The 26,418-nt window shown below is 72.8% G+C and carries 26 protein-coding genes; 22 read left to right on the top strand and 4 right to left on the bottom strand.

The genetic code is table 11. The annotated features are described in order from the left end of the window. Positions 1-89 precede the first annotated feature (89 nt). The 3 genes from AMIR_RS26085 to AMIR_RS26075 are packed head-to-tail and all read right to left on the bottom strand — an operon-like array spanning position 90 to position 2,440. Positions 90-362 (bottom strand): HPr family phosphocarrier protein, encoded by a 273-nt coding sequence (locus AMIR_RS26085; RefSeq protein WP_015803967.1) that lies wholly within the window; start codon positions 360-362, stop codon positions 90-92. An 18-nt stretch (positions 363-380) separates the two neighbouring features. Beyond that, a complete protein-coding gene (locus AMIR_RS26080) occupies positions 381-1,679 on the bottom strand; it encodes a PTS transporter subunit EIIC (RefSeq protein WP_015803966.1) in 1,299 nt (432 codons plus the stop codon). Then, entirely contained in the window at positions 1,676-2,440 is a 765-nt protein-coding gene (locus AMIR_RS26075) for a GntR family transcriptional regulator (protein WP_015803965.1), read from the bottom strand. Before AMIR_RS26075 ends, AMIR_RS26080 begins: the two co-directional genes overlap by 4 nt. 173 nt (positions 2,441-2,613) lie before the next feature. Between AMIR_RS26075 and AMIR_RS26070 the strand changes: the two genes are divergently transcribed. From AMIR_RS26070 to nusB, 11 genes are all read left to right on the top strand, one after another. Next, a complete protein-coding gene (locus AMIR_RS26070; protein WP_015803964.1) occupies positions 2,614-2,850 on the top strand; it encodes a PTS sugar transporter subunit IIB in 237 nt (78 codons plus the stop codon). Next, positions 2,847-3,305 (top strand): PTS sugar transporter subunit IIA, encoded by a 459-nt coding sequence (locus AMIR_RS26065; RefSeq protein WP_015803963.1) that lies wholly within the window; start codon positions 2,847-2,849, stop codon positions 3,303-3,305. The genes AMIR_RS26070 and AMIR_RS26065 overlap by 4 nt, the downstream gene beginning before the upstream one ends. A gap of 116 nt (positions 3,306-3,421) precedes the next feature. Beyond that, positions 3,422-4,081, top strand: a complete 660-nt coding sequence (locus AMIR_RS26060) for a prepilin peptidase (RefSeq protein ID WP_118947564.1) — start codon at positions 3,422-3,424, stop codon at positions 4,079-4,081. A 952-nt stretch (positions 4,082-5,033) separates the two neighbouring features. Next, the gene (gene aroC, locus AMIR_RS26055; RefSeq protein WP_015803961.1) at positions 5,034-6,233 is read left to right on the top strand and encodes a chorismate synthase; all 1,200 of its coding nucleotides are present in this window, start codon (positions 5,034-5,036) and stop codon (positions 6,231-6,233) included. After that, positions 6,230-6,745, top strand: a complete 516-nt coding sequence (locus AMIR_RS26050; protein ID WP_015803960.1) for a shikimate kinase — start codon at positions 6,230-6,232, stop codon at positions 6,743-6,745. Before aroC ends, AMIR_RS26050 begins: the two co-directional genes overlap by 4 nt. Positions 6,746-7,696: 951 nt before the next feature. Continuing rightward, positions 7,697-8,803, top strand: a complete 1,107-nt coding sequence (aroB, locus tag AMIR_RS26045; protein ID WP_015803959.1) for a 3-dehydroquinate synthase — start codon at positions 7,697-7,699, stop codon at positions 8,801-8,803. Then, positions 8,800-9,240: a type II 3-dehydroquinate dehydratase gene (gene aroQ, locus AMIR_RS26040; RefSeq protein ID WP_015803958.1), complete on the top strand. Its 441-nt coding sequence runs from the start codon at positions 8,800-8,802 to the stop codon at positions 9,238-9,240. The genes aroB and aroQ overlap by 4 nt, the downstream gene beginning before the upstream one ends. 485 nt (positions 9,241-9,725) lie before the next feature. Next, the gene (locus AMIR_RS26035) at positions 9,726-11,237 is read left to right on the top strand and encodes a glycoside hydrolase family protein (protein ID WP_015803957.1); all 1,512 of its coding nucleotides are present in this window, start codon (positions 9,726-9,728) and stop codon (positions 11,235-11,237) included. 472 nt (positions 11,238-11,709) lie between these two features. Further along, positions 11,710-12,807 carry a M24 family metallopeptidase gene (locus AMIR_RS26030; RefSeq protein ID WP_015803956.1) on the top strand — a complete coding sequence of 366 codons (1,098 nt, stop codon included), beginning with the start codon at positions 11,710-11,712 and terminating at the stop codon, positions 12,805-12,807. Positions 12,808-12,862: 55 nt separating this feature from the next. Beyond that, positions 12,863-13,426, top strand: a complete 564-nt coding sequence (efp, locus tag AMIR_RS26025) for an elongation factor P (protein WP_015803955.1) — start codon at positions 12,863-12,865, stop codon at positions 13,424-13,426. A 1-nt stretch (position 13,427) separates the two neighbouring features. Next, positions 13,428-13,847: a transcription antitermination factor NusB gene (gene nusB / locus AMIR_RS26020; protein ID WP_015803954.1), complete on the top strand. Its 420-nt coding sequence runs from the start codon at positions 13,428-13,430 to the stop codon at positions 13,845-13,847. A 400-nt stretch (positions 13,848-14,247) separates the two neighbouring features. Here the strand turns inward: nusB and bldD are convergent, their stop codons facing one another. Next, positions 14,248-14,736 carry a transcriptional regulator BldD gene (gene bldD / locus AMIR_RS26015; protein WP_015803953.1) on the bottom strand — a complete coding sequence of 163 codons (489 nt, stop codon included), beginning with the start codon at positions 14,734-14,736 and terminating at the stop codon, positions 14,248-14,250. Between the two features lie 258 nt (positions 14,737-14,994). Between bldD and pyrR the strand changes: the two genes are divergently transcribed. The 11 genes from pyrR (at position 14,995) to coaBC (ending at position 26,403) form a co-directional block, all read left to right on the top strand. After that, positions 14,995-15,567, top strand: coding sequence for a bifunctional pyr operon transcriptional regulator/uracil phosphoribosyltransferase PyrR (gene pyrR / locus AMIR_RS26010; RefSeq protein WP_015803952.1), 573 nt, complete (start codon positions 14,995-14,997; stop codon positions 15,565-15,567). After that, positions 15,564-16,499: an aspartate carbamoyltransferase catalytic subunit gene (locus AMIR_RS26005; RefSeq protein ID WP_015803951.1), complete on the top strand. Its 936-nt coding sequence runs from the start codon at positions 15,564-15,566 to the stop codon at positions 16,497-16,499. Before pyrR ends, AMIR_RS26005 begins: the two co-directional genes overlap by 4 nt. Continuing rightward, on the top strand, positions 16,496-17,797 hold the full coding sequence (locus AMIR_RS26000) for a dihydroorotase (RefSeq protein WP_015803950.1): 1,302 nt from the start codon (positions 16,496-16,498) through the stop codon (positions 17,795-17,797). Before AMIR_RS26005 ends, AMIR_RS26000 begins: the two co-directional genes overlap by 4 nt. Then, entirely contained in the window at positions 17,794-18,285 is a 492-nt protein-coding gene (locus AMIR_RS25995; RefSeq protein WP_015803949.1) for a PH-like domain-containing protein, read from the top strand. The genes AMIR_RS26000 and AMIR_RS25995 overlap by 4 nt, the downstream gene beginning before the upstream one ends. Continuing rightward, positions 18,282-19,394 (top strand): glutamine-hydrolyzing carbamoyl-phosphate synthase small subunit, encoded by a 1,113-nt coding sequence (carA, locus tag AMIR_RS25990; protein WP_015803948.1) that lies wholly within the window; start codon positions 18,282-18,284, stop codon positions 19,392-19,394. Before AMIR_RS25995 ends, carA begins: the two co-directional genes overlap by 4 nt. A gap of 1 nt (position 19,395) precedes the next feature. Then, a complete protein-coding gene (carB, locus tag AMIR_RS25985) occupies positions 19,396-22,695 on the top strand; it encodes a carbamoyl-phosphate synthase large subunit (RefSeq protein ID WP_015803947.1) in 3,300 nt (1,099 codons plus the stop codon). Beyond that, complete coding sequence (gene pyrF, locus AMIR_RS25980) at positions 22,692-23,510, top strand: orotidine-5'-phosphate decarboxylase (RefSeq protein WP_015803946.1); 819 nt, start codon at positions 22,692-22,694, stop codon at positions 23,508-23,510. The genes carB and pyrF overlap by 4 nt, the downstream gene beginning before the upstream one ends. Before the next feature lie 308 nt (positions 23,511-23,818). Next, positions 23,819-24,136 (top strand): integration host factor, actinobacterial type, encoded by a 318-nt coding sequence (gene mihF / locus AMIR_RS25975; RefSeq protein WP_015803945.1) that lies wholly within the window; start codon positions 23,819-23,821, stop codon positions 24,134-24,136. After that, complete coding sequence (gmk, locus tag AMIR_RS25970) at positions 24,133-24,732, top strand: guanylate kinase (RefSeq protein ID WP_015803944.1); 600 nt, start codon at positions 24,133-24,135, stop codon at positions 24,730-24,732. The genes mihF and gmk overlap by 4 nt, the downstream gene beginning before the upstream one ends. Before the next feature lie 127 nt (positions 24,733-24,859). Continuing rightward, the gene (gene rpoZ, locus AMIR_RS25965; RefSeq protein ID WP_015103666.1) at positions 24,860-25,138 is read left to right on the top strand and encodes a DNA-directed RNA polymerase subunit omega; all 279 of its coding nucleotides are present in this window, start codon (positions 24,860-24,862) and stop codon (positions 25,136-25,138) included. Then, complete coding sequence (gene coaBC, locus AMIR_RS25960; RefSeq protein ID WP_015803943.1) at positions 25,135-26,403, top strand: bifunctional phosphopantothenoylcysteine decarboxylase/phosphopantothenate--cysteine ligase CoaBC; 1,269 nt, start codon at positions 25,135-25,137, stop codon at positions 26,401-26,403. Before rpoZ ends, coaBC begins: the two co-directional genes overlap by 4 nt. The last annotated feature ends 15 nt before the right edge of the window (positions 26,404-26,418 follow it).

The raw sequence follows: 26,418 nt of genomic DNA, 5'->3' as shown, positions 1-26,418 counted from the left end.
GGCCGACAGCTCTTGTGCGCCAACGGGAACGCGCCCCCACCCCCGGCTTCCGGGGTGGGGGCGCGCTCTCGTCGCGGCACCGAGGTGGGTCAGCCCTCGTCGAGGTCGGTGGCGATGATCTCCGCGATGGCCGCCAGCGCCTCCTCGGCCCCGTCGCCCTCGGCGGTCAGCACGACCTCGTCGCCGTGCATCGCGCCCAGGGTCATCAGGCCCAGCACGGACGCGGCGTCCACCGGCTGCCCCTCGCCCTTGGCGATGGTGATCCGCACCGGCTTGCGCTCCGCCGCCGCCTTGGCCAGCAGCGCCGCCGGGCGGGCGTGCAGCCCGACCTTGCTCGCCACCGTCACCCGTCGTTCAGGCATGATCCCTACCTCTCGTTGCTAGGACCGCTCGGGCCGGTTCTTGGTCCTGCGGGTCCCGTCCTGCTCGGTCCTGCCCTCGGGCCTGGCGCCCTCGACGACGCTCGGGTCGGCCTCGGGGTCCTCGTCCTCGTCCCGGCCCGGCGTCCGCAGGTTCCACTTCGTGATGACGAAGCGGAACAGGAAGTAGTACACCACCGCGTAGACCAGGCCCAGCACGATGATCAGCAGCGGCTTCTCGGCGATGTTGAAGTTCAGCGCGTAGTCGATCGCGCCCGCCGAGAACGAGAAGCCGTCGCGGATGCCGAGCGCGTTGCTGATCGCCATCGAGGTGCCGGTGAGCACCGCGTGGATCAGGTACAGCGGCCAGGCGACGAACATGAACGCGAACTCCAGCGGCTCCGTGACGCCGGTGATGAACGCGGTCAGCGCGGCCGAGCCCATGATGCCCGCGACGACCTTCTTCTGCGCCGGTCGGGCGGTGTGCACGATCGCCAGCGCGGCGGCCGGGAGCGCGAACATGAAGATCGGGAAGAAGCCGGTCTGGAACGTGCCCGCCGTCGGGTCGCCCGCGAAGAACCGCTGGATGTCGCCGGTCTTGCCCTCGTACTCCCCGAAGACCTGCCAGACGAAGGTGTTCGGGATGTGGTGCAGGCCCAGCGGGATCAGCAGCCGGTTGACCGTGCCGTAGATGCCCGCGCCCAGGATGGTGCTGCTGGACACGGCCTCGCCGAGCCAGGTCAGGCCAGCGTTGAACAGCGGGTACACCAGGCCGAGCAGCACGCCCAGGACCACCATGACGCCCGCGACCAGGATCGGCACGAACCGCCTGCCGCCGAAGAACGCCAGGTACGGGGGGAGCTTGATGCGGTGGTACCGCTGCCACAGCACGGCTGTGATCAGACCCACGATCACGCCCGCCAGCACCGAGTAGTTGATCAACACCGGCTTGTCGGGGTTCGGCTGGTCCAGCACGAACGGCGACATCGCCTTGAAGACGGCCTGGATCACCACGTAGCCGACCACCGAGGCCAGCGCGGTGGAGCCGTCGCCGCGTCGGGCGAAGCCGATCGCCACGCCCACCGCGAACAGCAGCGGCAGGTTGGTGAACAGCGCGTCGCCCGCGCCGCCGATGACGGCGGCGACCTGGATCCAGCCCAGGCCGTCGGCGCCGAGCAGGTCGGGCTGGCCGAGGCGGAGCAGCAGGCCGGCGACGGGGAGCGCGGCGATCGGCAGCATCAAGCTGCGGCCGAACCTCTGCAACCCGGCCAGTCCCTTGATCTCACGACCGCCCGTCGCCTGTGGGGCGCTGGCGCTCATGTGGTACCTCCCTTGGCGGAGTGCGGGCCGGAGTCCGGGACGGTCCGGTCCAGTTGCATGGTCACCTGGTAGAGATCACCCCGGTACCAGGACGTCATGTCCTCGACCGGCCTGCCGCCGCTGCCCGCGACCCTGCGGAACACCAGCAGCGGACTGCCCTCGCGCACGCCCAGCAGCCGGGCCGTGGCCCGGTCCGCGCCCTCGGCCCACGCGGTCTGCTCCGCGTGGTCGAGCTGGACGCCGTAGGCGTCGGCGATGATCGCGTAGAGGGAGCCGGTCAGGTCGTGCCCGGGAAGGCCCGGCACGACGCGCGGGCTGTACCAGCCGCGCTCCACGGTCAGCGGCACGCCGTCCGCCCTGCGCAGGCGGACCACCGCGCACGCGGGCTCGCCGGGCCCCAGGCCCAGCGCGGACGCCGCCGACACCGGCGGGGGCTCCTCGGCGCAGCGCAGCACCTCCGACGACGGCGTGAAGCCGCGCTTGCGCATGTCGTCGGTGAAGGACTCCAGGTAGAGCTGCACGTCCATCCGGCGCTTGGCGGTGAACGTGCCGCGGCCCTTGGCCCTGGTGAGCAGGCCCTCGGAGACCAGCTGGCCGATCGCGGCCCGCACCGTGATGCGGGAGACCCGGTACCGGGTGGCGAGGTCGCGCTCGGACGGGATGGCGGACCCCGGTGGGGCCTCGTCGGCCACCGCGCGGAGGATGTCCCGCAACTGAGCGTGCTTGGGCTTCGGGCCGTCGACGATCCGGTGGTGCTGCACGGTCAACCTCCTCCCGTCGTCGCGCCTGCCAGCCGGGATTGGTACTTTCCGGTCTAGACCAGTTGGTGCGGGGAGGATGCTCCGCCCGCTGATCGGGTGTCAACCCGCCGTTACGCGACCGTGGCCAAGCGGGGGGCGCTCACCAACGGTGAAGTCGAGAGAGGACTCGTGACATGGCTGACGAGAAGGCTGCGGGAATCCTGGCCGCGCTCGGCGGGGCCGACAACATCGTGGAGATCGAACCCTGCATCACCCGGCTGCGCTGCGAGCTGGAGGACGGGTCGCTGGTCGACGAGAAGGCGCTGAAGGCGCTGGGCGCGCACGGCGTGATGCGGCAGGGCTCGGTCGTCCAGGTCGTGGTCGGGCCGGAGGCGGACACCATCGCCAGCGACATCGAGGACCTGCTGTGACCCTCAGCGTGCAGTCCCCCGTGAGCGGTCGCCCGGTGTCCCTGGACCAGGTGCCGGACCCGGTGTTCGCGCAGGCGATGGTCGGACCCGGCTTCGCGGTCGAACCGGACCGCGAGGCGGCCGACGTGCTGTCCCCGATCACCGGGACGATCGTGACCCTGCACCCGCACGCGTTCGTCGTGGCGGGCGCCGACGGCGGCGCGGTCCTGGTGCACCTGGGCATCGACACCGTGAAGCGCAAGGGCGAGGGCTTCACCGCGCACGTCGAGAAGGGCGACGCCGTGGAGGCTGGTCAACGCGTGGTGACCTGGAACCCCGCCGAGGTGGAGGCGGCGGGCTACGCCCCGATCTGCCCCGTGGTGGCCCTGGAGGCGGACCCGTCCGCCCTGTCCCCGACGGCCCCCTGGGGCGGCCACGTGGACGCAGGGGAGCCCTTGTTCACCTGGGACCGCTGACCTCCGGGCCCGGAATTCCCGCCCCGAATTCCCGAATAACCACTCCACCGCGCTAATCCCGCAAGGTTATTCACATTCTCCACCGATGAACGGACCGTTCACCCAAAAAACCCCGGATGAACGGTCCGTTCACTCAAACCCCCCTCGCTCTCCCCTTGCCCTGCTCAGCCCCCCAGGCGCACCGTGGACCCATGACATTCCACCTGACCTACCTGGGTTTCCTGGCCGGCCTCCTGACCGCTCCCACCCTGCGCCGCCTACGTCGCGGAACAAACGCCCCGTGGTGGTGGTGCGCTCCGCCAACAGCATTCCTGTGGTCCCTAACCGGAGCCCTGAACGTCCCCCCGAACTGGCTCCCCATTCCCCTGACCCTGGCCTGGCTGGGCGTAGCCCTGACGGTGGTGGACCTACGCCACCGCAGACTCCCGAACGCCCTCACCCTCCCCGCCTACCCGGTCCTCTTCCTGCTCCTGCTCATGTCAGGCGCAGACCCACTGCGCGCCCTGGCCGGCTGCACCCTGTTCGGCGGCCTGCACCTGCTCATCCACCTGCTGCGCCCAACCGCCCTGGGCGGAGGCGACGTGAAACTGTCAGCCCCGCTAGGCGCAGTCCTGGCCTGCGTCTCCTGGTCCGCACTCCCACTGGCAACCGCCCTGGCCAGCCTGACCACCGTCCTCCTCTCCCGCCTCCCTTCCCGCAAACACCCACCCTGGTCCCTCCCCCACGGCCCAGGCCTGCTGGGCTCAACGTGGCTGCTCTCCGTCGTGGCGGTGTAGGTCGTCACTGGGGAGGGGCGACCCCAGGTGGGGTTGAACCGGGCCAGCGGGCAAGGGCAGGTTGGGCAAGGGCAGGTCGGGTAGGGGCAGGTCGGGAAGGGCTAGCCCTGGAAGGGCCGGGCCGGGAAGGGCCGGGAAGGGGCGGGAAGGGCCGGGAAGGGGCGGGAAAGGTCGGGAAGGGCCGGGTCGGGCCGGGCTGGGTCGGGCCGGGCTGGGTCGGGCCGAGCCGGGCTGGGTCGGGAAGGGCATGGCCGGGCTGGCTCAGGCGCGGCAGAACAAGACGGAGCCAGGCAGAGCCAGGCAGAGCAAGGCGGGTCAAGCCAGGCAGAGCAAGGCGGGTCAAGCAAGGCAGAGCCAGGGGGCAGGCCCAAGCCTGGCCCGGCGACCCACCCACCCCACAGCCACTGCGGAAAGGCGTAGTCCCCAACCGCCACAACGGGGGTCGGGCAATCCACCAACCGGAAGGGCGACCGCTGCCGAGTCGAAGGCGAGCGCGGGCGATGTGCGCACGCGGAGCGTGCGCACAGAGCGCCCTCCCCGCGTCCCTCTTCTCCGTTTGGCCTGGCGAAGCCCGAGCACGCTCGTCAAGATGCCGCCGCACCGCCCGGAAGACCGCCCAAGCCAAACGGCGTCTTGACGAGCGTGCTTGCCTGAAAGGAGGCCAAACGGAGAAGAGGGACCCGGACCACCGCAGGGGTAAACCGCACCACCACCCCAACGGCCACCGGCCGACAGAGCCCGTGTCCCTCTTTTTTGGAGGTCTGCCCCGCCGGCGAGGCGTGCTTGTGGCTCTTCAGCCTTTACTCTCGCCCGCCACCCACACACACACCCGGTGCCGCACTGTCCCAACCGCCCCTCCCCGTACCCCCACCAGGTGACCCGCCCCACCCCACCCCCCCGGACAATCGCCCCCCAACCACCTGCGCGTTCCCCCTGTGCGAGGATGCCGGTCGTGCTGCGCTGGATCACCGCTGGGGAGTCCCACGGCCCGGCTCTCGTCGCTGTGCTGGAAGGCATGGTCGCCGGGGTCGAGGTCACGACGTCCGACCTGACCGCTCAACTCGAGCGCCGCAGGCTCGGTTTCGGCCGCAGTCCCCGCATGGGGTTCGAGGCCGACGAGGTCGAGGTCCTGGGTGGTGTCCGCCACGGCCTGACGCAGGGTGGTCCGATCGCCGTCCGGATCGGCAACACCGAGTGGCCCAAGTGGCAGAAGGTGATGTCCCCGGACCCGGTTGACCCGTCCGAGCTCAAGCCGACCGGTCGCAACGAGGCCCTCACCCGCCCTCGGCCCGGTCACGCCGATCTGCCCGGTATGCAGAAGTTCGGGTTCGACGAGGCCCGCCCGGTCCTGGAGCGCGCCAGCGCTCGCGAGACCGCGGCCCGGACCGCGCTCGGCACCGTGGCCCGGCACTTCCTCAAGCAGCTCCTCGACGTCGACGTGATCAGCCACGTCGTCTCGATCGGCGGTGCGAGCACCCCGGCCGACGCCCCGCTCCCCGGTCCCGGTGACCTGGCCGCGATCGACGAGAGCCCGGTGCGCGCCTTCCACCCGGACGGCACGGCGGCGATGGTCGCCGAGGTCGAGGCCGTGAAGGAGGCCGGTGACACCGTCGGCGGCGTCATCGAGGTCATCGTCTACGGCCTCCCGCCCGGTCTCGGTTCGCACGTCCACTGGGACCGCAGGCTCGACGCCAGGCTCGCCGGTGCCCTGATGGGCGTCCAGGCGATGAAGGGCGTCGAGGTCGGCGACGGCTTCACCAGCGCCACCAGGTGGGGCAGCCAGGCCCACGACGAGATCGACCGCGGCGACGGCCCCAAGGGCGTGACCCGCCGCTCGAACCGGGCCGGTGGCCTGGAGGGCGGCATCACGAACGGCGAGCCGCTGCGCGTCCGCGTCGCCATGAAGCCGATCTCGACCGTGCCGAGGGCGCTGGCGACCATCGACACCCGCACCGGCGAGCCCGCCGTGGCGATCCACCAGCGCTCGGACGTCTGCGCGGTCCCGCGCGCGGGCGTGGTCCTGGAGTCCGTCGTCGCGCTGGTCGTGGCGGAGGCCGCGCTGGAGAAGTTCGGCGGCGACTCGCTGGCCGAGACCCGCCGCAACGCCGACTCGTACCTGCGCGAGCTGGAAGCGCGCTGGGAGGGCAGGTGAGCCCGAGGTTCGTCGTCCTGGGCCCGCCCGGCGGCGGCAAGACGACGGTCGGCGTCCTGCTGGCCGAACACCTGGGCGTCGGCTTCCGCGACACCGACGACGACATCGTCGAGTCGCAGGGCAAGCCCATCTCGGACATCTTCACCACGGACGGCGAACCGGTGTTCCGCGCGCTGGAAGAAGCCGCGGTCGCGAAGGCCCTGTCCGAGTACGAGGGCGTCCTGTCCCTGGGCGGCGGCGCGATCCTGTCCGAGCGCACCAGGGAGCTCCTGGCGGACCACACCGTGGTCTTCCTGAACGTCGGCATGGCGGAGGGCGTCCGCAGAACGGGCCTCTCCAGCGCCCGCCCCCTCCTGGCAGGCGTGAACCCCCGCGCGACGTACAAGGCCCTCCTGGAAGCCAGGCTCCCCCTGTACCGCGAGGTGGCGAAGATCGAGGTGCTCACGGACGCCCTCACCCCGGAACAAGTGGTCTCCACGATCCTCACCGCCCCCGAGGCCACCAACTCCTGAGGCGCCACACCCGGCTGCGCAGACCACGCGGGCTCTGCGCAGCCAAGCCACACCAAGATCACCGCGCCGCGCCGGCCCACGCCGCGCCGGCCCGCGCCGCGCCGGCCCGCGCCGCGCCGGCCCGCGCCGCGCCGGCCTGCGCCGCGCCGGCCTGCGCCGCGCCGGCCTGCGCCGCGCCGGCCTGCGCCGCGCCGGCCTGCGCCGCGCCGGCCTGCGCCGGGCTGGTTCACGCTGGGCTGGCCCGCGCCGCGCCACACCGGCCCGCGCCACGCTAGAGCACGCCGCGCTGACCCGCCCCTGGCCAGGGCAGGCCGCGCCCTCCGGGACTGCGCTGGCCATGCCGCAGCAGCCCCGCACCACCGCAGCAGCCCCACACCGCAGACCCGCACCGCAGACCCGCACCGCAGACCCGCACCGCAGACCCGCACCGCGCTAGAACGCGCCGGGCTGGTTCACGCCGCACCAGGCTGGCTTGTGCTGAACCGCGCCGCACTTGGCCGTGTTGCGCCTAGCCGTGTTGCGCCGACCGCGCCGGATTTGGCCAACCGCGCCGTGCTCGCTACCAACCGCGCCGTGCTCGCCGCTGACCGCACCGGATCTCGCCGACGGGGCCGTCAGCCAATGCCGTTCCCGCCAGCCGCTCAGCCACTGTCAGCGGCCCCGGCCCCGGCCCCGGCCACCGCCAACCGCTCAGCCACCGCCAGCCGCTCAGCCACCGCCAGCGGCCCCGGCCACCGGCTACGGGGTCCCGCAAAGCTCGCCGCGCCGCCCGACACCCTGCCCCAGCCTCTCTCGCCCCCAGCCTCTCTCGTCCCCATCCCCGTGACCGCCCCCAGGGGGCCCACCCCACCCCCGCCCACCCCCTCCAACGCGTTTCCGGTGTGCGGCCCGTAGCCCCCGCACCCCGGCGTGGTCGAATGTGGGCCGGACTGACTAGCTAGGGGAGTGGTGATGGGCGAGCCGGTGCGCATCCGCGTGGCCGCGGAGCGGCCGTACGAGGTCATCGTCGGGCGTGGGTTGCTCGGGGACCTGGTCGAACTGCTGCGCGGCACCTCGAAGGCGGCGATCGTGCACACCGCCGTGCTCGCCGAGACGGCGGACGCGGTGCTCGAGGAGTTGCGCGGGGCCGGGGTCGACGCGCACCGGGTCGAGGTGCCCGACGCCGAGGACGGCAAGGACCTGCGGGTCGCCGGGTACTGCTGGGACGTGTTCGGGCAGATCGGGCTCGGGCGGCAGGACGTCGTCGTCGGGCTCGGCGGCGGGGCGGTCACCGATCTCGCCGGGTTCGTCGCGTCCACCTGGATGCGCGGGGTGCGGCTGATCAACGTGCCGACCACGCTCCTCGGCATGGTCGACGCCGCCGTGGGCGGCAAGACCGGCATCAACACCGACGCGGGCAAGAACCTCGTCGGCACCTTCTACGAGCCGACCGCCGTCCTGGCCGACCTCACCACCCTGGAGACCCTGCCGCGCAACGAGCTCGTCGCGGGCATGGCCGAGGTGGTCAAGGGCGGCTTCATCGCCGACCCGGCGATCCTCGACCTCATCGAGGCCGACCCGGCCGCCGCGCTCGACCCGTCCGGCGACGTGCTCGCCGAGCTGGTCCGCCGCAAGATCCAGGTCAAGGCCGACGTGGTGTCCAGCGACCTGCGCGAGTCGAACCTGCGCGAGATCCTCAACTACGGCCACACCCTCGGCCACGCCCTGGAGCGCCGCGAGCGCTACCGCTGGCGCCACGGCGCGGCCATCAGCGTCGGCCTGGTCTTCGCCGCCGAGCTCGCCCGCCTGGCGGGCAGGCTGGACGACGCCACCGCCGACCGCCACCGCAGCGTCCTCACCTCGCTCGGCCTCCCCGTGGCCTACGACCCGGACGCCCTGCCGCAGCTGCTGGAGGGGATGCGCTCGGACAAGAAGAACCGCTCGGGCGTGCTCCGCTTCGTCGTGCTCGACGGCCTGGCCAAGCCGGGCAGGCTCGAAGGCCCCGACCCGTCGCTGATCGCCGCCGCCTACTCGGCCGTCGCGGCCGAGCCGAGGACCGGCGGGAGCATCCTGCTGTGAGGCTCCTCGTCCTCAACGGCCCGAACCTCGGCAGGCTCGGCACCCGCGAACCCGCCGTCTACGGCCGCACCACCCACGCCGACCTGGTCGCGCTCTGCGAGTCCACCGGCCGCGAGCTGGGCGCCGAGGTCGAGGTCAGGCAGACCGACCACGAGGGCGAGATGCTCGGCTGGCTGCACGAGGCCGCCGACGAGTCCTGGCCGGTGGTGCTCAACCCGGCGGCCTGGACCCACTACTCGGTGGCCGTCCGCGACGCCTGCGCCCAGCTCACCGCGCCGCTGATCGAGGTGCACATCTCGAACGTGCACAAGCGCGAGGAGTTCCGCTCGCACAGCTACATCTCGCCGGTCGCCGAGGGCGTCATCGCGGGCCTGGGCGTCCAGGGCTACGCGCTCGCCCTGCGCTACCTGGTCGACAAGGCCACCACCAGCGCCTGACCGAACGCCCCGCGCGAGGCGCCCCGCACCACGCACGACCCGAACCGCCCCGGTCCCGGAGCCAGCCCCCCGGACCGGGGCGGTTCGCGCGTCCACGGGGTCCGAGCGAGGGGCGAGCGAGGTCCGAGCGGGGCCCGAGCGCGAGCCCGAACACCACCCCGAGCTCACCACCGCCGCCACTCCCACCCGACTTCACACCGGCCCCGCCACCCGGCGGGCATCATCCCCCAACGGGGTACCTCAAAAGGGGGTTCGTTGGGGCTCAGGTTTGCCGCGACGTGTCCGTACGCAGGGTCGTGCACCAGGGTTACCGAGTGCTACCGAGCCTGCCCGCAGAACAGTGGCGGATTTCCCCGTGAGGTCCTCGCACCATCACACGCTTCACTCCGACAGGTGGTTTGTTCCCTATAATCGACCCCTATCGGGAATGCAGTCACTTTCCTGTTGCCGTGTGCCCGCAGACCACGCAGGAGATCAGTTCCGGCATGGCCACAAACCCCAGGCGTGCGGCGTCCTCGCTCGCAGGCGTCCTCGTCCTCGTCGCCCTCGCGGCGTGCGCGCCCAGCGAGGCCGCGCCGTCCCCCGACCACCACCCGGTGGCCGAGACCTCGGCCCCACCCGACCCGCAGCCCCGCCAGCGGCCGGAGAACGTCCTGCTCACCACCGACCGCGGGCGGCAGAGCCCCGGTGTCGTCGCGGCGGGCGGCGGTGACGCGCCGTACAACTACGGGCCCACCGTCATGGTCGAGAACGGCCGCGTGCGGATGTGGTGGTGCAGCCAGCTCGGCTACGCCCTGCCGCCCGGCGACGACCTGCTCCACTCCAGCGCCGCCTCGCTCGACGGCCCGTTCAGCGCCCCCGACGGCAGCAAGGCCGTCCCCGTGCTGAGCGGAACGACCACCGGGTTCGACGGGATGCACACCTGCGACCCGACCGTCGTCAAGGCGGGCGACACCTACTACCTGTACTACACCGGGGCCGCCGGGGACCACGCGCACGGCAACGCCATAGGAGTCGCCAGCAGCAAGGACGGCATCTCCTGGTCCCGCATGGCGAACGGCGCCCCGATCATCACCCCGGCCTACGACACCGCCCGCGACAACACCTACGGCTCCGGCCAGCCCGCCGCCGTGTTCCTGGGCGGCTGGTTCTACCTCATGTTCACCGACACCACCGGCGCCGCGGCGGGCTGGAACGGCGCGGGCCAGTTCGTGCTGCGCTCCCAGGACCCGACGTTCCGCCGGGGCGTGCAGGCGCTCGGCGAGCAGGGCTTCGCCGACGTGGAGGCCACGAACAAGCCGCGCACCCGCTCGGTCGTGGACGCCTTCAGCGCCGACCTGATGTGGATCGACGCGCTGAGCGCCTTCGCGATCGCCCACGAGACCGAGCAGGGCACCACGGTCACCTTCTGGGACCGCGACTTCGCCGGGCACCCCTTCCAGCCGGTCCTGATCCCCGGCCGCTGGCGCGAGGGCCCCGGCCTGGTCCGCACCCCGAACGGCCACGCCCCGGTGTCCCCGCAGGACCCGTGCGGCCGGATCCCGCTGGACGTCGTGCGCGCCACCGTCGACGGCTGGGCCAACGCGCCCACCGACCTGAGCCGGTTCGGCATCGACCTCGCGGGCGCGCCGGGCTGCGAGACCGAGGACGAGGCGGTCGTGCTCGACGGGTTCGCCGTGCCCTCGCCGGAGAACACCCTCGACCTGGTCGTGGACGGCGAGCTGGTCAGGGTCGAGCGCCGCTCGGTCGCCGAGCGCCTGGCGAAGGGCGTCCTGGACCGCAGGCCTGCCGCCGTCGAGTCGATGCCGCTGGTCGGCCGGGTGCCGTCGGGCGTGGAGGCGGTCGGCGGTCCGGGCGGCCAGGTGGGGCTGCTGGTGGACGACAAGCTGTGGCTGGTCGGCGGGGACGACGTGGCCAAGCTGAACTCCTCGCCGATCACCCAGGTGTCGGGGGAGTCGTGGGAGGAGTACGCGCAGGCCGGGAACCTGCGCCGCTGAGCTAATCGGAATTCGCGGCTCCGGAGCGTGGCGGGCACGAGCACCGCCGGTGAAATCCGGGGCCGCGAAAATCCGGTGCGAATGCGAATCGCGCAATACCGGGGGCGGGCGCGCGGGCGAATTCGGGAAACCGCGACCAGTATTTGCAACGATGCATTCGCTGCCGAACCGACGGGGTCGACCGCGCCGATCCCGCCGACCCCGACCAGCCGCCCCGCTCCGAGGCGCACCGCGCGGGCTGCGGGCCCGCCTCGGATCGCCGACCGAGGGGCGCGAGCACGACCAGGCCCGCAACGCCGGCCGGACACCGCCGCGCCAGTCGGGGCCGCCGCGCCGACCGGGGCCGCGCCGCGTCGACCAAGGCCCGCCGCGCGTCGGCGTGGGACCCGGCAGACGCGGGATCGGCCCGGCCCCGCACCACCCTCCGCTCCGCCCCCGGCCGTCCCGTCCGGCTCCGCCTAGGCTCCTGGCCATGCCGCACACCTCGCGCCGCGCCTCGCTGCGCGCCACGCTCCGGGACCGGGGACTCGACGCGCTGCTCGTCACGAACCTGCTCAACATCCGCTACCTGACCGGGTTCACCGGGTCGAACGCCGCGCTGCTCGTGTCGGCCGCCTCCGACGAGGCCACCACCTTCTGCACCGACGGCCGCTACACCACCCAGTCCGCCCGGCAGGTGCCCGACCTCGAACGCCTCACCGACCGGCCCTGCGGTGAGGCCCTGGTCGGGCGGGCCGCGAGGGCCGGGCTCCGGAAGGTCGGCTTCGAGAGCGCCCACGTCACCGTCGACGGGCTCGACTCGCTGACCGCCGCCGCGTCGGCCGGGGAGGGCGGCGTCGAGCTGGTCCGCGCGCCCGGCGTGGTCGAGCTGCTGCGCCTGGTCAAGGACGACACCGAGATCGAGGCCCTCCGCATGGCCTGCGCCGCCGCCGACCGGGCCCTCGCCGACCTCGTCGAGCACGGCGGCCTGCGCGCCGGCCGCACCGAGCGGGAGATCGCGCGCGAGCTGGAGAGCCGGATGCTCGACCACGGCGCCCAGGGCCCCTCCTTCGAGTCGATCGTCGCGGCGGGCGCCAACTCCGCCATCCCGCACCACCGCCCCACCGACGCCGTCGTCAAGACCGGCGACCTGGTGAAGCTCGACTTCGGCGCCCTCGTCGACGGCTACCACTCCGACATGACCCGCACCCTCGTCGTCGGCCCGCCCGCGGACTGGCAGCGCGAGCTGTACGAGCTGGTCGCGGCCTCGCAGGCGGCGGGCCGGGCCGCGCTGTCCCCCGGCGCCCGACTGGCCGACGTCGACCACGCGTCGCGCTCGGTGATCGAGGCCGCGGGCCGCGGCGAGCACTTCACGCACGGCCTCGGCCACGGCGTCGGCCTGCAGATCCACGAGGCTCCAGCGCTCGCCAGGGCGGGTGAAGGTACACTTCTGCCCGGCATGGCGGTCACCGTCGAACCCGGCGTGTACCTGGCCGGGCGGGGTGGGGTCCGCATCGAGGACACGCTCGTGGTGCGCGAAGGCGCCCCCGAGCTGCTCACCCTGACCACGAAGGACCTCGTGGTCGTCTGACGCCGCCAGCCCACCGGCAGTCAAGCCCCCACACCCAACAGGAGAGTCCACCACCGTGGCCACCACCAACGACCTGAAGAACGGCCTGGTGCTGAACCTCGACGGCCAGCTCTGGACCGTCACCGCGTTCCAGCACGTCAAGCCGGGCAAGGGCGGCGCCTTCGTGCGCACCACGCTGAAGCACGTGCTGACCGGCAAGGTCGTTGACAAGACCTTCAACGCTGGCACGAAGGTCGAGACCGCCACCGTGGACAAGCGGGGCATGACCTACCTCTACAAGGACGGCTCGGACTTCGTCTTCATGGACGGGGACACCTTCGAGCAGATCAACGTCCCCGGCGAGACGGTCGCGGACGCCGCGAACTTCATGCTGGAGAACCAGGAGGCGGTCGTCGCCATCCACGAGGGCGTCGCGCTCTACGTGGAGCTCCCGACCTCGGTCGAGCTGCTCATCCAGCACACCGACCCCGGCCTGCAGGGCGACCGCTCCACCGGCGGCACCAAGCCCGCCACCCTGGAGACCGGCGCCGAGATCCAGGTCCCGCTGTTCGTGACGACCGGCGAGAAGATCAAGGTCGACACCCGCGACGGTCGCTACCTGGGCCGCGTGAGCAGCTGACATGGGCGCCCGCACCAAGGCGCGCAAACGCGCCGTCGACGTCATCTACGAAGCGGACCAGCGGGGTGTGGACGCCGTCACCCTGCTGTCCGACCGGGTGGGGTCGACCGACGTCCCGCCGATCAACGAGTACACGGTCTCGCTGGTCGAGGGCGTCACCGCCCACCGCGCGCGCATCGACGACCTGATCTCGGAGCACTCCGAGGGCTGGACGCTGCAGCGGATGCCCGCCGTGGACCGCGCCGTGCTGCGGGTCGGCCTGTACGAGCTGCTGTGGGCGGCCGACGTGCCCGACGCCGTGGCGATCGACGAGGCGGTGGAGCTGGCCAAGGGCCTGTCCACCGACGACTCGCCCCGGTTCGTCAACGGCGTGCTCGGCCGCATCGCGGTCATCGCGGACCAGCTCAGGGCCGTTCTCTAGCCCAGCGGAACACCGGCAGGCGGTCGCCCCTGGGGCGACCGCCTGTTCGTGCTGCCACGACGATCCCCAGGCGCAGCGCGGAAAATCGCAGCGCGGACCCCCAGCGCGGAACCCCCAGCGCAGGAACCCCCGGCACAGAAACCCCCGGCGCGGAACCCCACCGTCGCGTTCGGACGCCCGCGCGGCGCGCCGCTCGTCCCGCCAAGTCCCGGCGCCCGCCGTCGCGAGCGCTCCCTACAGCGCCCACCGGCCGCGCCGCCGACGACCCCCAGGACGTCGGACGGTCGCGCGGCCCGCGGGCCGGGACGGGGGGCGGACCCGTGCGCCGACCTCGGGCGCCCGGCTCGACCGGACCCGCCCCCGTCACGCGGAGGCGGGCTCGCCGGGCCGGTGGGAGGCCCTAGTCCTCCTTGGACGGCCTGGCCTCGGGAGGCAGCACACCCCAGTCGATGAGCTGCTCGGTCAGCTCTCCGGGAGTCATGTCGTAGATGATCGCGAGCGAGCGCAGGTCCTCGGTGCGGATCGACAGCACCTTGCCGTTGTAGTCGCCGCGCTGGCTCTGGATGGTCGCCGCGTACCTGGCGAGCGGACCGACCTTCTCGGCGGGCAGCTGCTGCAACCGCTCCAGGTTGATCACGATCTTGGTGGCGGGTTCCGCGCCCGACGGCACGCGACCCTCCGGGAGCAGCTCGGCAACCGGGACGCCGTAGAAGTCGGCCAGCTCGGCGAGCTTCTGGACGGTCACGGCACGGTCGCCGCGCTCGTACGAGCCCACCACCACGGCCTTCCAGCGGCCACCGGACTTCTGCTCGACGCCGTGCAACGAGAGGCCCTGCTGCTGGCGGATCGCGCGGAGCTTTGCCCCCAGCGCCTTGGCGTAGTCGCCCATGTGGCGGTTCTCCGTTCATTCGCCCCGTCAGCCGGTAGGGGACTGCCCAGGGGAGGCTTAGATCAATACGCAGAGTAATGATTGCTCTCCGTGGTCACCAGGTCAAGCTGATCTCACTGGGACAGGTGGGCGAGACCACTCCGACCACCCGGAAGATTGACCTCCGGGGCCTGATACGGTGCTGGTCAGCCCGGTCTGCACCGGGTGTCCGACGTCCTTTAAGGACCCGTCCGGCGAGGCGGGGAAGGAGGTCCAGCCGTGGCGCCACGTCAACGTGGTGCGACGGACCCGGCAGGAGAGCGCGAAATCCTCTCCGCCGGCGACGTCGCGCGCACCGTCGCCCGAATGGCCCATCAGATCATCGAGAAGACCGCGCTGGATGCACCGAGCGCACCCGAAGTAGTCCTGATGGGGATCCCGAGCCGAGGCGCGCCGCTCGCGCGCAGGCTCGCCGCCCGCATCCGCGAGTTCAGCGGCGTGGACGTGCCCGTGGGCATCCTCGACATCACGCTCTACCGCGACGACCTGCGCAGGGGCCCCACACGCCCCCTGGAGGCCACCTCGCTGCCGCCCGGCGGCGTGGACGACCGCCTGGTCGTGCTGGTCGACGACGTGCTGTTCTCCGGCCGCACGGTCCGCTCCGCGCTCGACGCCCTGCGCGACCACGGCAGGCCCAGGGCCGTGCAGCTGGCCGTCCTGGTCGACCGGGGCCACCGCGAGCTGCCGATCCGCGCCGACTACGTGGGCAAGAACGTGCCCACCGCGCGCACCGAGGACGTCGCCGTGCTGCTCGACGAGGCCGACGGCCGCGACGGGGTGGTGCTGAGGTGAGGCACCTGCTCGGCGCCGAGGGCCTCGACCCGGCGCAGGCCCTCGCGATCCTGGACACCGCGGCCAACCTCAAGCGGACCCTGCTGGGCCGCGAGGTCCGCAAGCTGCCCACGCTGCGCGGCCGGACCGTGATCACGATGTTCTACGAGAACTCCACCCGCACCCGCGTCTCGTTCGAGATCGCGGGCAAGTGGATGAGCGCGGACGTGGTGAACGTCTCAGCCGGTGGTTCCAGCGTCGGCAAGGGCGAGTCGCTGCGCGACACCGCGCTCACCCTGGCCGCCGCGGGCGCCGACTGCGTGATCGTCCGGCACCCGGCCTCCGGCGCCGCCCAGCGGCTCGCAGGCTGGCTGGAGGCGGCGGGCACGTCCGTGGTCAACGCGGGCGACGGCACCCACGAGCACCCCACCCAGGCGCTGCTCGACGCGGCCACCCTGCGCGAGCGCCTCGGCGACGACCTCACCGGCCGCCGCATCGCGATCGTCGGCGACGTGCTGCACAGCCGGGTCGCCCGGTCCAACGTGCACCTGCTGACCGCGCTCGGCGCCGAGGTGACCCTGGTCGCCCCGCCGACGCTGCTGCCGCAGGGCGTGCGGAACTGGCCGGTCGCCGTCTCGCACGACCTGGACGCGGAGCTGCCCGGCCAGGACGCGGTGATGCTGCTGCGCGTGCAGGCCGAGCGGATGCACGGCGGCTTCTTCCCGTCCGCCCGCGAGTACTCGATCGCCTACGGGCTGAGCGAGCGCCGCGAGGCCCTGCTGCAGGGCCACGCGGTCGTGCTGCACCCCGGCCCGATGCTGCGCGGCATGGAGATCGCCTCGGCGGTCGCCGACTCGCCGCGCGCGGCCATCACCGACCAGGTGCGCAACGGCGTGCACGTGCGCATGGCGGTGCTCTACCACCTGCTCGCACACGAAGAGGAAACCCCGTGAACCCGCTGCTGCTCAGGGGCGTGCGCCCCTACGGCGAGGGCGAGCCGGTCGACGTGCTCGTCCGCGACGGCGTGATCGCCGAGCTGGCCGCGACGATCGACGCCGCGACGATCGACGCCGACGACGTCCAGGTCGTCGACGGCAATGGCGCGGTCCTGCTGCCCGGCTTCGTCGACCTGCACACCCACCTGCGCGAGCCCGGCCGCGAGGACACCGAGACCATCGCGACCGGGTCCGCCGCCGCCGCGCTCGGCGGCTACACCGCCGTGTTCGCCATGGCCAACACCGACCCGGTGGCCGACAACGCCGTCGTCGTGGAGCACGTGGCCCGGCGTGGCCGCGAGGTCGGCCTGGCCGACGTGCACCCGGTCGGCGCGGTCACCGTCGGCCTCAAGGGCGAGAAGCTCGCCGAGCTCGGCACGATGGCCAAGGTCGGCGTGCGCGTCTTCTCCGACGACGGCCACTGCGTGCACGACCCGCTGCTGATGCGCCGCGCGCTGGAGTACAGCCGCGCGCTCGACGCGGTCATCGCCCAGCACGCCGAGGAGCCCCGGCTCACCGTCGGCGCGCAGGCCCACGAGGGCGAGAACGCCGCCCGGCTCGGGCTCCAGGGCTGGCCGGCCTCGGCCGAGGAGTCGATCGTGGCGCGCGACTGCCTGCTCGCGCTGCACGCCGAGGCCCGCCTGCACGTGTGCCACGTGTCCACCTCGGGCACCGCCGACGTGCTGCGCTGGGCCAAGGCGCGGGGCACGCGGGTGTCCGCCGAGGTCACCCCGCACCACCTGCTGCTCGACGACAGCAGGCTCGCCACCTACGACCCGGTCAACAAGGTCAACCCGCCGCTGCGCGCCGAGTCCGACGTCCTCGCGCTGCGCGCCGCGCTCGCGGACGGCTCGATCGACTGCGTCGCCACCGACCACGCCCCGCACGCCGTGCAGGACAAGGACTGCGAGTGGTCCGCCGCGCGGCCGGGGATGCTCGGCCTGCAGACCGCGCTGTCCGTGGTCGCCGAGACCATGGTCGCCACCGGCCTGCTCGACTGGCGCGGCGTCGCCCGCGTCATGTCCGAGCGCCCGGCGGAGATCGGCGGCCTCGCCGACCAGGGCCGCCCGATCGCGGTCGGCGAGCCCGCGAACCTGGCGCTGGTCGACCCGGACGCCCGCTGGACCGTGCGCGGGGCCGACTTCGCCAGCATCGCGGCGAACACCCCGTTCGAGGGGATGGAGCTCCCCGCCGCCGTCGTGGCGACGGTCCTGCGCGGGCGAGTCACCGCGCTCAGCGGAAGGATCCAGCCATGACCCGCACCCTCCTGGCCCTGCTCTGCCTCGCCGTCTTCGTGCTGATCGCCTACGGCATGTGGCACGGCTGGCGCAAGCGCGCCCGCGCCCAGGAGCAGGTGCTCGCGCAGTTCCCGGCCCCGCCCGCCGAGCAGGGCGAGCCGGTGCTGGAGACCACCGGCGTGTACGTGGGCACCACCATCGGCGACGACTGGCAGGACCGGGTCGCGATCGGCGACATCGGCCACCGCGCCGAGGCCGTGCTGCGGCTGACCGGGCAGGGCGTGCTGGTGGAGCGCGACGGCGCCTCGCCGCTGTGGATCCCGGCCGCCGACGTGCGCGGCGCGCGCACCGCGCGGGGCCTGGCCAACAAGGTGATGACGGCGGACGGCCTGCTGGTCGTGCGCTGGCAGCTCGGGGACAAGGTGCTCGACACCGGGTTCCGGGGCGACGACAAGGACGTGTACGAGCAGTGGGTGGACGCCCTGAACGCGGGAGGCAAGGCATGAGCAGCGCGGCACTGGTGCTGGAGGACGGCCGCGTCTTCCGCGGCGAGGCGTACGGCGCGCGCGGCGCGTCGCTGGGCGAGGCGGTGTTCTCCACCGCCATGACCGGCTACCAGGAGACCCTGACCGACCCGTCGTACCACCGGCAGATCGTGGTGCAGACCGCCCCGCAGATCGGCAACACCGGCTGGAACGACGAGGACGACGAGTCGACCCGCATCTGGGTCGCGGGCTACGTCGTGCGCGACCCCGCGCGCGTCCCGTCCAACTGGCGCTCCCGGCGCGGGCTGGACGAGGAGCTGGAGCGGCAGGGCGTCGTCGGCATCGCGGGCGTGGACACCCGGATGCTGACCCGGCACCTGCGCGAGCGCGGCGCCATGCGCGCCGGCGTGTTCTCCGGCGACGAGCTGGGCACCGCCGAGGAGATGCTGGAGCGCGTGCGCAGCGCCCCGGAGATGAAGGGCGCGAACCTCGCGGGCGACGTCACCACCGCCGAGCCTTACACCGTCGAGGCGGTCGGCGAGCGCAGGTTCACCGTCGCCGCGCTCGACCTGGGCATCAAGTCCAACACCCCCAGGATGCTGGCCGCGCGCGGCATCGAGGTCCGCGTGCTGCCGCTGACGTCCACCCTGGACGAGCTGCTGGCCGTGGGCGCCGACGGCGTCTTCCTGTCCAACGGCCCCGGCGACCCCGCCACCCAGGCGCACGCCGTGGACCTCACCAGGGGCGTGCTGGAGCGCAGGATCCCGCTCTTCGGCATCTGCTTCGGCAACCAGATCCTCGGCCGCGCCCTCGGCCGCGAGACCTACAAGATGCGCTACGGCCACCGGGGCATCAACATCCCGGTGATCGACGTGGCGTCCGGCCGGGTCGCCATCACCTCGCAGAACCACGGCTTCGCCCTGGAGGGCGAGCCCGGCGAGGAGTTCGGCACCGACTTCGGCCGCGCCCAGCTGAGCCACTACTGCCCCAACGACGGCACCGTCGAGGGCGTGCGCGCGCTGGACGTGCCCGCGTTCAGCGTGCAGTACCACCCGGAGGCGGCTGCGGGTCCGCACGACGCCGCGCCCCTGTTCGACGAGTTCGTGACCCTGATGAGCGAGGCCCGCTGACATGCCGAAGAGGACTGACCTCAAGCACGTTCTGGTGATCGGGTCTGGCCCGATCGTGATCGGCCAGGCCTGCGAGTTCGACTACTCGGGCACCCAGGCGTGCCGGGTGCTGCGCGAGGAGGGCATCCGGGTCTCCCTGGTCAACTCCAACCCCGCGACGATCATGACGGACCCGGAGTTCGCCGACGCCACCTACGTCGAGCCGATCACCGCCGAGTTCGTCGAGAAGGTCATCGCGGCCGAGCGCCCCGACGCGGTGCTCGCCACCCTGGGCGGGCAGACCGCGCTCAACACCGCCATCGCGCTGCACGAGCGCGGCGTGCTGGAGAAGTACGACGTCGAGCTGATCGGCGCCGACATCGACGCCATCCAGCGCGGCGAGGACCGCCAGATGTTCAAGGACATCGTGCGCGAGATCGGCGCCGAGGTCCCGCGCAGCGCGGTGTGCCGCACCATGGACGAGGTCCGCGCGACCGTGGCCGACCTCGGCCTGCCGGTCGTCATCCGGCCCTCGTTCACCATGGGCGGCCTCGGCTCCGGCATGGCCCACACCCCCGAGCAGCTGGAGCGGCTCGCCGCCACCGGCCTCGCCGAGTCCCCGGTCACCGAGGTGCTGATCGAGGAGAGCGTGCTCGGGTGGAAGGAGTACGAGCTGGAGCTGATGCGCGACCGCAACGACAACGTCGTGGTCATCTGCTCCATCGAGAACATCGACCCGATGGGCGTGCACACCGGCGACTCGGTCACCGTCGCGCCCGCGATGACCCTGACCGACCGCGAGTACCAGCACATGCGCGACGTCGGCATCGCGGTCATCCGCGCGGTCGGCGTGGACACCGGCGGCTGCAACATCCAGTTCGCCATCCACCCGCAGACCGGGCGCATGGTCGTCATCGAGATGAACCCGCGCGTCTCCCGCTCCTCGGCGCTCGCGTCCAAGGCGACCGGTTTCCCGATCGCGAAGATCGCCGCGAAACTGGCCATCGGCTACACCCTCGACGAAATCCGCAACGACATCACGGGGGAGACCCCGGCCTCATTCGAGCCCGCGCTCGACTACGTCGTCGTGAAGGTCCCCCGGTTCGCCTTCGAGAAGTTCCCCGGCGCGGACCGCACGCTCACCACGACGATGAAGTCCGTCGGCGAGGCGATGTCGTTCGGGCGCAGTTTCATCGAGGCGCTCGGTAAAGCCCTGCGGTCCATGGAAACGAAGTCCGGCGGTTTCTGGACCACCCCGGACCCCGAGGGCGACCTGGCGTCGGCCCTGGAGGAGCTGCGGACCGGCCACGACGGACGGCTCTACACCGTCGACCGGGCGCTGCGCCTGGGCGCGACGGTCGAGCAGGTCCACGAGGCCTCCGGCATCGACCCGTGGTTCGTGGAGCAGATCGCCTGGCTGATCGACCTGCGCGGCGAGCTGGAGTCCGCGCCGGTGCTGGACGAGGCGCTGCTGCGCCGCGCCAAGCGCGCGGGCCTGTCCGACCGGCAGATCGCCGCGCTGCGGCCCGAGCTGGCGGGCGAGGACGGCGTGCGGGCGCTGCGGCACCGGCTGGCCGTGCGCCCGGTCTACAAGACCGTCGACACCTGCGCGGCCGAGTTCGCCGCCGCCACGCCCTACCACTACTCGGCGTACGAGTCCGACCCGGACGCCGAGTCCGAGGTCACCGAGCAGCGCGAGCGCCCCAAGGTGCTGATCCTGGGCTCCGGCCCGAACCGGATCGGCCAGGGCATCGAGTTCGACTACTCGTGCGTGCACGCGGCCATGGCGCTGCGCGAGGCCGGGTACGAGACCGTGATGGTCAACTGCAACCCGGAGACCGTCTCCACCGACTACGACACCTCGGACCGGCTCTACTTCGAGCCGCTGACCTTCGAGGACGTCATCGAGGTCGTGCACTCCGAGCGCGCGTCCGGCACCGTCGCGGGCGTCATCGTCCAGCTCGGCGGCCAGACCCCGCTCGGCCTGGCGCAGCGCCTCGCGGACGCGGGCGTCCCGGTCGTGGGCACCTCGCCCAGGGCCATCCACCTCGCCGAGGACCGCGGCGAGTTCGGCAAGGTCCTCGTGGCCGCCGGGCTGCCCGCGCCCAAGTACGGCACCGCCAACTCGTTCGACGAGGCCAAGGCCATCGGCGACGAGATCGGCTACCCGGTGCTCGTGCGGCCCTCGTACGTGCTCGGCGGGCGCGGCATGGAGATCGTCTACGACGAGGACACGCTGCGCGGCTACATCGAGCGCGCCACCGAGATCAGCCCGGAGCGCCCGGTGCTGGTCGACCGGTTCCTCGACGACGCCATCGAGATCGACGTGGACGCGCTCTACGACGGCCACGAGGTGTTCATCGGTGGCGTCATGGAGCACATCGAGGAGGCCGGGGTGCACTCCGGCGACTCGGCGTGCGCGCTGCCGCCGATCACCCTGGGCGAGACCGACGTGGACGCGGTGCGCCGCTCCACGCTGGCCATCGCCGAGGGCATCGGGGTGCGCGGCCTGCTGAACGTGCAGTACGCGCTCAAGGACGACGTGCTGTACGTGCTGGAGGCCAACCCGCGCGCCTCGCGGACCGTGCCGTTCGTGTCCAAGGCGACGGCGGTGCCGCTGGCCAAGGCGGCGGCCCGGATCATGCTGGGCGCGACCGTGGCCGAGCTGCGGACCGAGGGCCTGCTGCCCGCCGAGGGCGACGGGGCCAAGCTGCCCCCGCACGCCCCCGTGGCGGTCAAGGAGGCGGTCCTGCCGTTCCACCGCTTCCGCACCCCCGACGGCAAGGGCGTCGACTCGCTGCTCGGCCCGGAGATGAAGTCGACCGGCGAGGTCATGGGCATCGACGTGTCCTTCGGCACCGCGTTCGCCAAGTCCCAGACCGCCTCCTACGGCTCCCTGCCCACCTCGGGCAAGGTGTTCGTGTCGGTGGCCAACCGGGACAAGCGGGCCATGATCTTCCCGGTCAAGCGGCTCGCCGACCTGGGCTTCGAGGTGCTGGCCACGGCCGGGACCGCCGAGGTGCTGCGCCGCAACGGCATCCCCTGCACCGTCGTGCGCAAGCACTTCGAGGGCGAGGGGAACGTCGTCGACCTGATCCTCGGCGGCGGCGTCGACATGATCATCAACACCCCGTACGGCAACAGCGGGCCCCGCGTGGACGGCTACGAGATCCGCACGGCGGCCGTGGCCAGGGACATCCCGTGCGTGACCACGATCCAGGGCGCGGCGGCGGCCGTGCACGGCATCGAGGCCGCGATCCGCGGTGACATCGGCGTGCGGCCCCTCCAGGCGCTCCAGGCGGCGCTGAGGGGGCAGGCGTGAGGTTCGGCGAGCGGCTGGCGCGGGTGGTCTCCGAGCGGGGGCCCCTGTGCGTCGGCATCGACCCGCACCCCGGCCTGCTGGCGTCCTGGGGGCTGCCCCAGGACGCCTCCGGGCTGGAGCGCTTCGCCCTGACCTGCGTCGAGGCCTTCGGTGCCGAGGCGGCCGTGGTGAAGCCCCAGTCGGCCTTCTTCGAGGCCCACGGGTCGCGGGGCGTGGCCGTGCTGGAGCGCGTCATCGCCGATCTGCGGTCGGCGGGGGCCCTCGTGCTGGTCGACGCCAAGCGGGGCGACATCGGGTCCACCATGGCCGCCTACGCGGCGGCCTACCTGACCGAGGGCTCGCCGCTGGCGGGCGACGCGGTCACGCTGTCGCCCTACCTCGGCTTCGGCTCGCTCGAACCCGCGCTCGCCGCCGCCGAGGAGTCCGGGCGGGGTGTGTTCGTGCTCGCCCTCACCTCCAACCCCGAGGGCGCCTCCGTGCAGCGCGCGCGGGGCGCGGACGGGGTCGCGGTCGCGCAGGCCGTGGTCGACGCGGCGGGCGCGCGCAACGCGGGCGCGTCGCCGCTCGGCGACGTCGGGCTGGTGGTCGGGGCGACCGTCCACGAGTTGGGGGTCGACCTGTCGGGGCTGAACGGGCCGGTGCTCGCGCCGGGCTTCGGCGCGCAGGGCGCCACCGTCGCTGACCTGCGGAGACTCTTCGGCGACGAGCTGCGCGGGGTGCTCCCCACGACCTCCCGGGACGTGCTCCGGCACGGCCCCTCGGAGGCGGATCTGAGGGCCGCGACCCGCCGCGTGCTGGACTCGTTCACGGTGTGATCACGATCAAATCCCGGCCCGGTTAGCGTGGTCCGCTCACCTGCGAAAACGGGGCCTGGTACGGTCACGGCCACCGGTTGGGAGCACCGCCGACGGGCGCATACCACACAGGTGTTGCGCACGGGATTGCCGGTGGCGGTGAAGGCTCTTCCGGAGGGTGTTGGTACTACTACCACCCGCCGCAACCGCCGAACGCTGAAGATTTACCTGACTGGGTGGTAACAGACCCGTGTTGTACCCAGGCAATTGCGCTCGGTACGGTCGCGACGCAGATCCAGAATTGAAATTCCCACACCACGGAGGAAATCGTGGCCCTTCCCCAGCTTACCGAGGAGCAGCGGGCCGCAGCGCTGGAGAAGGCTGCTGCCGCTCGTCGCGCTCGCGCTGAGCTCAAGGAGCGCCTCAAGCGTGGCGGCACGACCCTGAAGGACGTGCTGAAGGCTGCTGAGAGCGACGAGGTCCTGGGCAAGATGAAGGTGTCGGCGCTCCTGGAGGCGCTGCCCGGCGTCGGCAAGGTGCGCGCCCAGCAGATCATGGAGCGGCTGGAGATCGCGCCGAGCCGCCGCCTGCGGGGCCTGGGCGACCGCCAGCGCAAGGCGCTGCTCACCGAGTTCAGCGGCGAGTGAGTGACGGCACCGGGGCGGGGTCGGGCGTTCGCGCCCGGCCCCGCCTCACCGTTCTGTCGGGTCCCTCCGGCGTCGGCAAGTCCAGCGTGCTGGCCGAGCTGCGCGGCAGGGACCCCGAGCTGCACTACAGCGTCTCGGTGACCACCAGGAAGCCGAGGCCGGGCGAGCTGGACGGCGTCCACTACCACTTCGTGGACGGCGCCGAGTTCGACCGCATGGTCGACGCGGGCGAGCTGCTGGAGCACGCCGAGTTCGCGGGCAACCGCTACGGCACCCCCAGGGCGCCCGTGGAGGCCGCGCTGGCGTCGGGCCTGCCCTCCCTGCTGGAGATCGAGCTGCAGGGCGCGCGGCAGGTCAGGGCCGCCATGCCCGAGGCGCGGCTGGTCATGCTGGCCCCGCCCTCCTGGGAGGACCTCGTCGCCCGGCTCACCGGCCGCGGCACCGAGGACCCCGCCGTCGTCGAGCGCAGGCTCGCGATCGCCAGGCAGGAGCTGGCGGCCGAACCCGAGTTCGACGAGGTCGTCGTCAACGACGACGTGCGTTCGGCGGCGACGAAGTTGCTAGACTTGGTGGTCGGCCCGCTGCCCGGCGCCTGAGCGCACCGGGTCCGCACAGCAGGAGCCGCCCCGCAGAGCCCCGCAGGTCGGGGCCCGGACGGGCGGGCGCCGCGAGGCGCGGGACGACCGAGGCTTGAACGAACACCGACCGCAGGAGCGTTGACGAGTGACCACGCACACCGAGCTGGGCCCCCTGTCCGGGTCGCCGGAGGGCATCACCAACCCGCCGATCGACGACCTGCTGGAGCAGGTCAGCTCGAAGTACGCGCTGGTGATCTACGCGGCCAAGCGGGCGCGCCAGATCAACGACTACTACGCCCAGCTCGGCGAGGGCCTGCTGGAGTACGTGGGCCCGCTGGTCGAGCCCGGCCCGCGCGAGAAGCCGCTCTCCATCGCGCTCCGGGAGATCCACGCCGGCCTCCTCGAGCACACCGAGGGCGAGTGACCGAGCACCTGCCCGGTGCCCCCGCCAGACCCCGCGTCGTGCTCGGGGTGGGCGGGGGCATCGCCGCGTTCAAGGCCTGCGAGGTCCTGCGCGGCCTGACCGAGACGGGCCACGACGTGCGCGTCGTGCCCACCGAGGAGGCGCTGCGGTTCGTCGGCGCCGCCACCTTCGAGGCGCTGTCGGGGCAGCCGGTCCGAACCGGCGTGTTCACGGACGTGCCCGAGGTGCCGCACGTGCGGCTCGGTCAGGAGGCCGACCTCGTGGTCGTCGCCCCCACCACGGCCAACCTGCTGGCCAAGGCCGCCCACGGGCTGGCCGACGACCTGCTGACCAACACCCTGCTGACCGCGCGCTGCCCGGTCCTGCTGGTCCCGGCGATGCACACCGAGATGTGGGAGCACCCGGCGACGCGGGACAACGTGGCGCTGCTGCGCTCGCGGGGCGTGGTCGTGGCCGAGCCCGCCAGCGGCAGGCTCACCGGCAAGGACACCGGCAAGGGCAGGCTGCCCGAGGCCGTCGAGATCGTGGAGCTGGCCCGGTTGCTGCTGGCGCGCGGCGACGCGCTGCCGCGCGACCTGGAGGGCCTGCGCGTCGTCGTCTCGGCGGGCGGGACCCGCGAGCCGCTCGACCCGGTCCGCTTCCTGGGCAACCGCTCGTCCGGCAGGCAGGGCTACGCGATCGCCCGCGTCGCCGCCCAGCGCGGTGCCGAGGTGGTCCTGGTGGCCGCCCACACCGCCGACCTGGTCCAGCCCGCGGGCGTGGAGCTGGTGCGGGTGGGCACGGCCCTTCAGCTGCGGGACGCCATGCACGAGCGGGCCGAGCGGGCCGACGTGCTCGTGATGTCCGCCGCCGTCGCCGACTTCCGACCGGTCGACCTGGTCGAGCACAAGATCAAGAAGGGTGACCTGGACCCGGACCCGGTCCGGCTCACCCGCAACCCGGACGTCCTGGCCGAGCTGGTCGCCGCGCGCCGCCCCGGCCAGTCCGTGGTCGGCTTCGCCGCCGAGACCGGGGACGCGGACACCGGCGTGCTCGACCACGGTCGGGCGAAGCTGAAGCGCAAGGGGTGCGACCTCCTCGTCGTCAACGACGTCGGTTCGGGGGGCGCCTTCGAGGGGGAGGACAACCAGGGCTGGTTGCTCTCCTCGGACGGGACCGAGCGGCCCATCCCGCACGGCTCGAAAGCCCACCTGGCGTCCATCCTGTGGGACGCGGTGGTCTCCGGCCGGTCGTCCTCAGAGGTTCCCGAGCCCGGCCGTCAGTAAGCTCGGAGCGTTCAC

This window comes from Actinosynnema mirum DSM 43827, from assembly GCF_000023245.1.
GTDB classification, from domain to species: Bacteria; Actinomycetota; Actinomycetes; order Mycobacteriales; family Pseudonocardiaceae; genus Actinosynnema; species Actinosynnema mirum.
Note: the sequence above shows the minus strand (reverse complement) of the source record. Positions and strands in the feature narration are given on the sequence as shown.

Excerpts from the sequence above, each read along its gene's own strand:
- AMIR_RS26030 (WP_015803956.1), top strand. The coding sequence starts at position 11,710 with ATGCCGCACACCTCGCGCCGCGCCTCGCTGCGCGCCACGCTCCGGGAC.
- nusB (WP_015803954.1), top strand. The coding sequence starts at position 13,428 with ATGGGCGCCCGCACCAAGGCGCGCAAACGCGCCGTCGACGTCATCTAC.
- AMIR_RS25995 (WP_015803949.1), top strand. The coding sequence starts at position 17,794 with ATGACCCGCACCCTCCTGGCCCTGCTCTGCCTCGCCGTCTTCGTGCTG.
- aroB (WP_015803959.1), top strand. The coding sequence starts at position 7,697 with ATGGGCGAGCCGGTGCGCATCCGCGTGGCCGCGGAGCGGCCGTACGAG.
- carA (WP_015803948.1), top strand. The coding sequence starts at position 18,282 with ATGAGCAGCGCGGCACTGGTGCTGGAGGACGGCCGCGTCTTCCGCGGC.
- AMIR_RS26085 (WP_015803967.1), bottom strand. The coding sequence starts at position 362 with ATGCCTGAACGACGGGTGACGGTGGCGAGCAAGGTCGGGCTGCACGCC.
- AMIR_RS26035 (WP_015803957.1), top strand. The coding sequence starts at position 9,726 with ATGGCCACAAACCCCAGGCGTGCGGCGTCCTCGCTCGCAGGCGTCCTC.
- bldD (WP_015803953.1), bottom strand. The coding sequence starts at position 14,736 with ATGGGCGACTACGCCAAGGCGCTGGGGGCAAAGCTCCGCGCGATCCGC.
- carB (WP_015803947.1), top strand. The coding sequence starts at position 19,396 with ATGCCGAAGAGGACTGACCTCAAGCACGTTCTGGTGATCGGGTCTGGC.
- AMIR_RS26060 (WP_118947564.1), top strand. The coding sequence starts at position 3,422 with ATGAACGGTCCGTTCACTCAAACCCCCCTCGCTCTCCCCTTGCCCTGC.
- AMIR_RS26070 (WP_015803964.1), top strand. The coding sequence starts at position 2,614 with ATGGCTGACGAGAAGGCTGCGGGAATCCTGGCCGCGCTCGGCGGGGCC.
- AMIR_RS26080 (WP_015803966.1), bottom strand. The coding sequence starts at position 1,679 with ATGAGCGCCAGCGCCCCACAGGCGACGGGCGGTCGTGAGATCAAGGGA.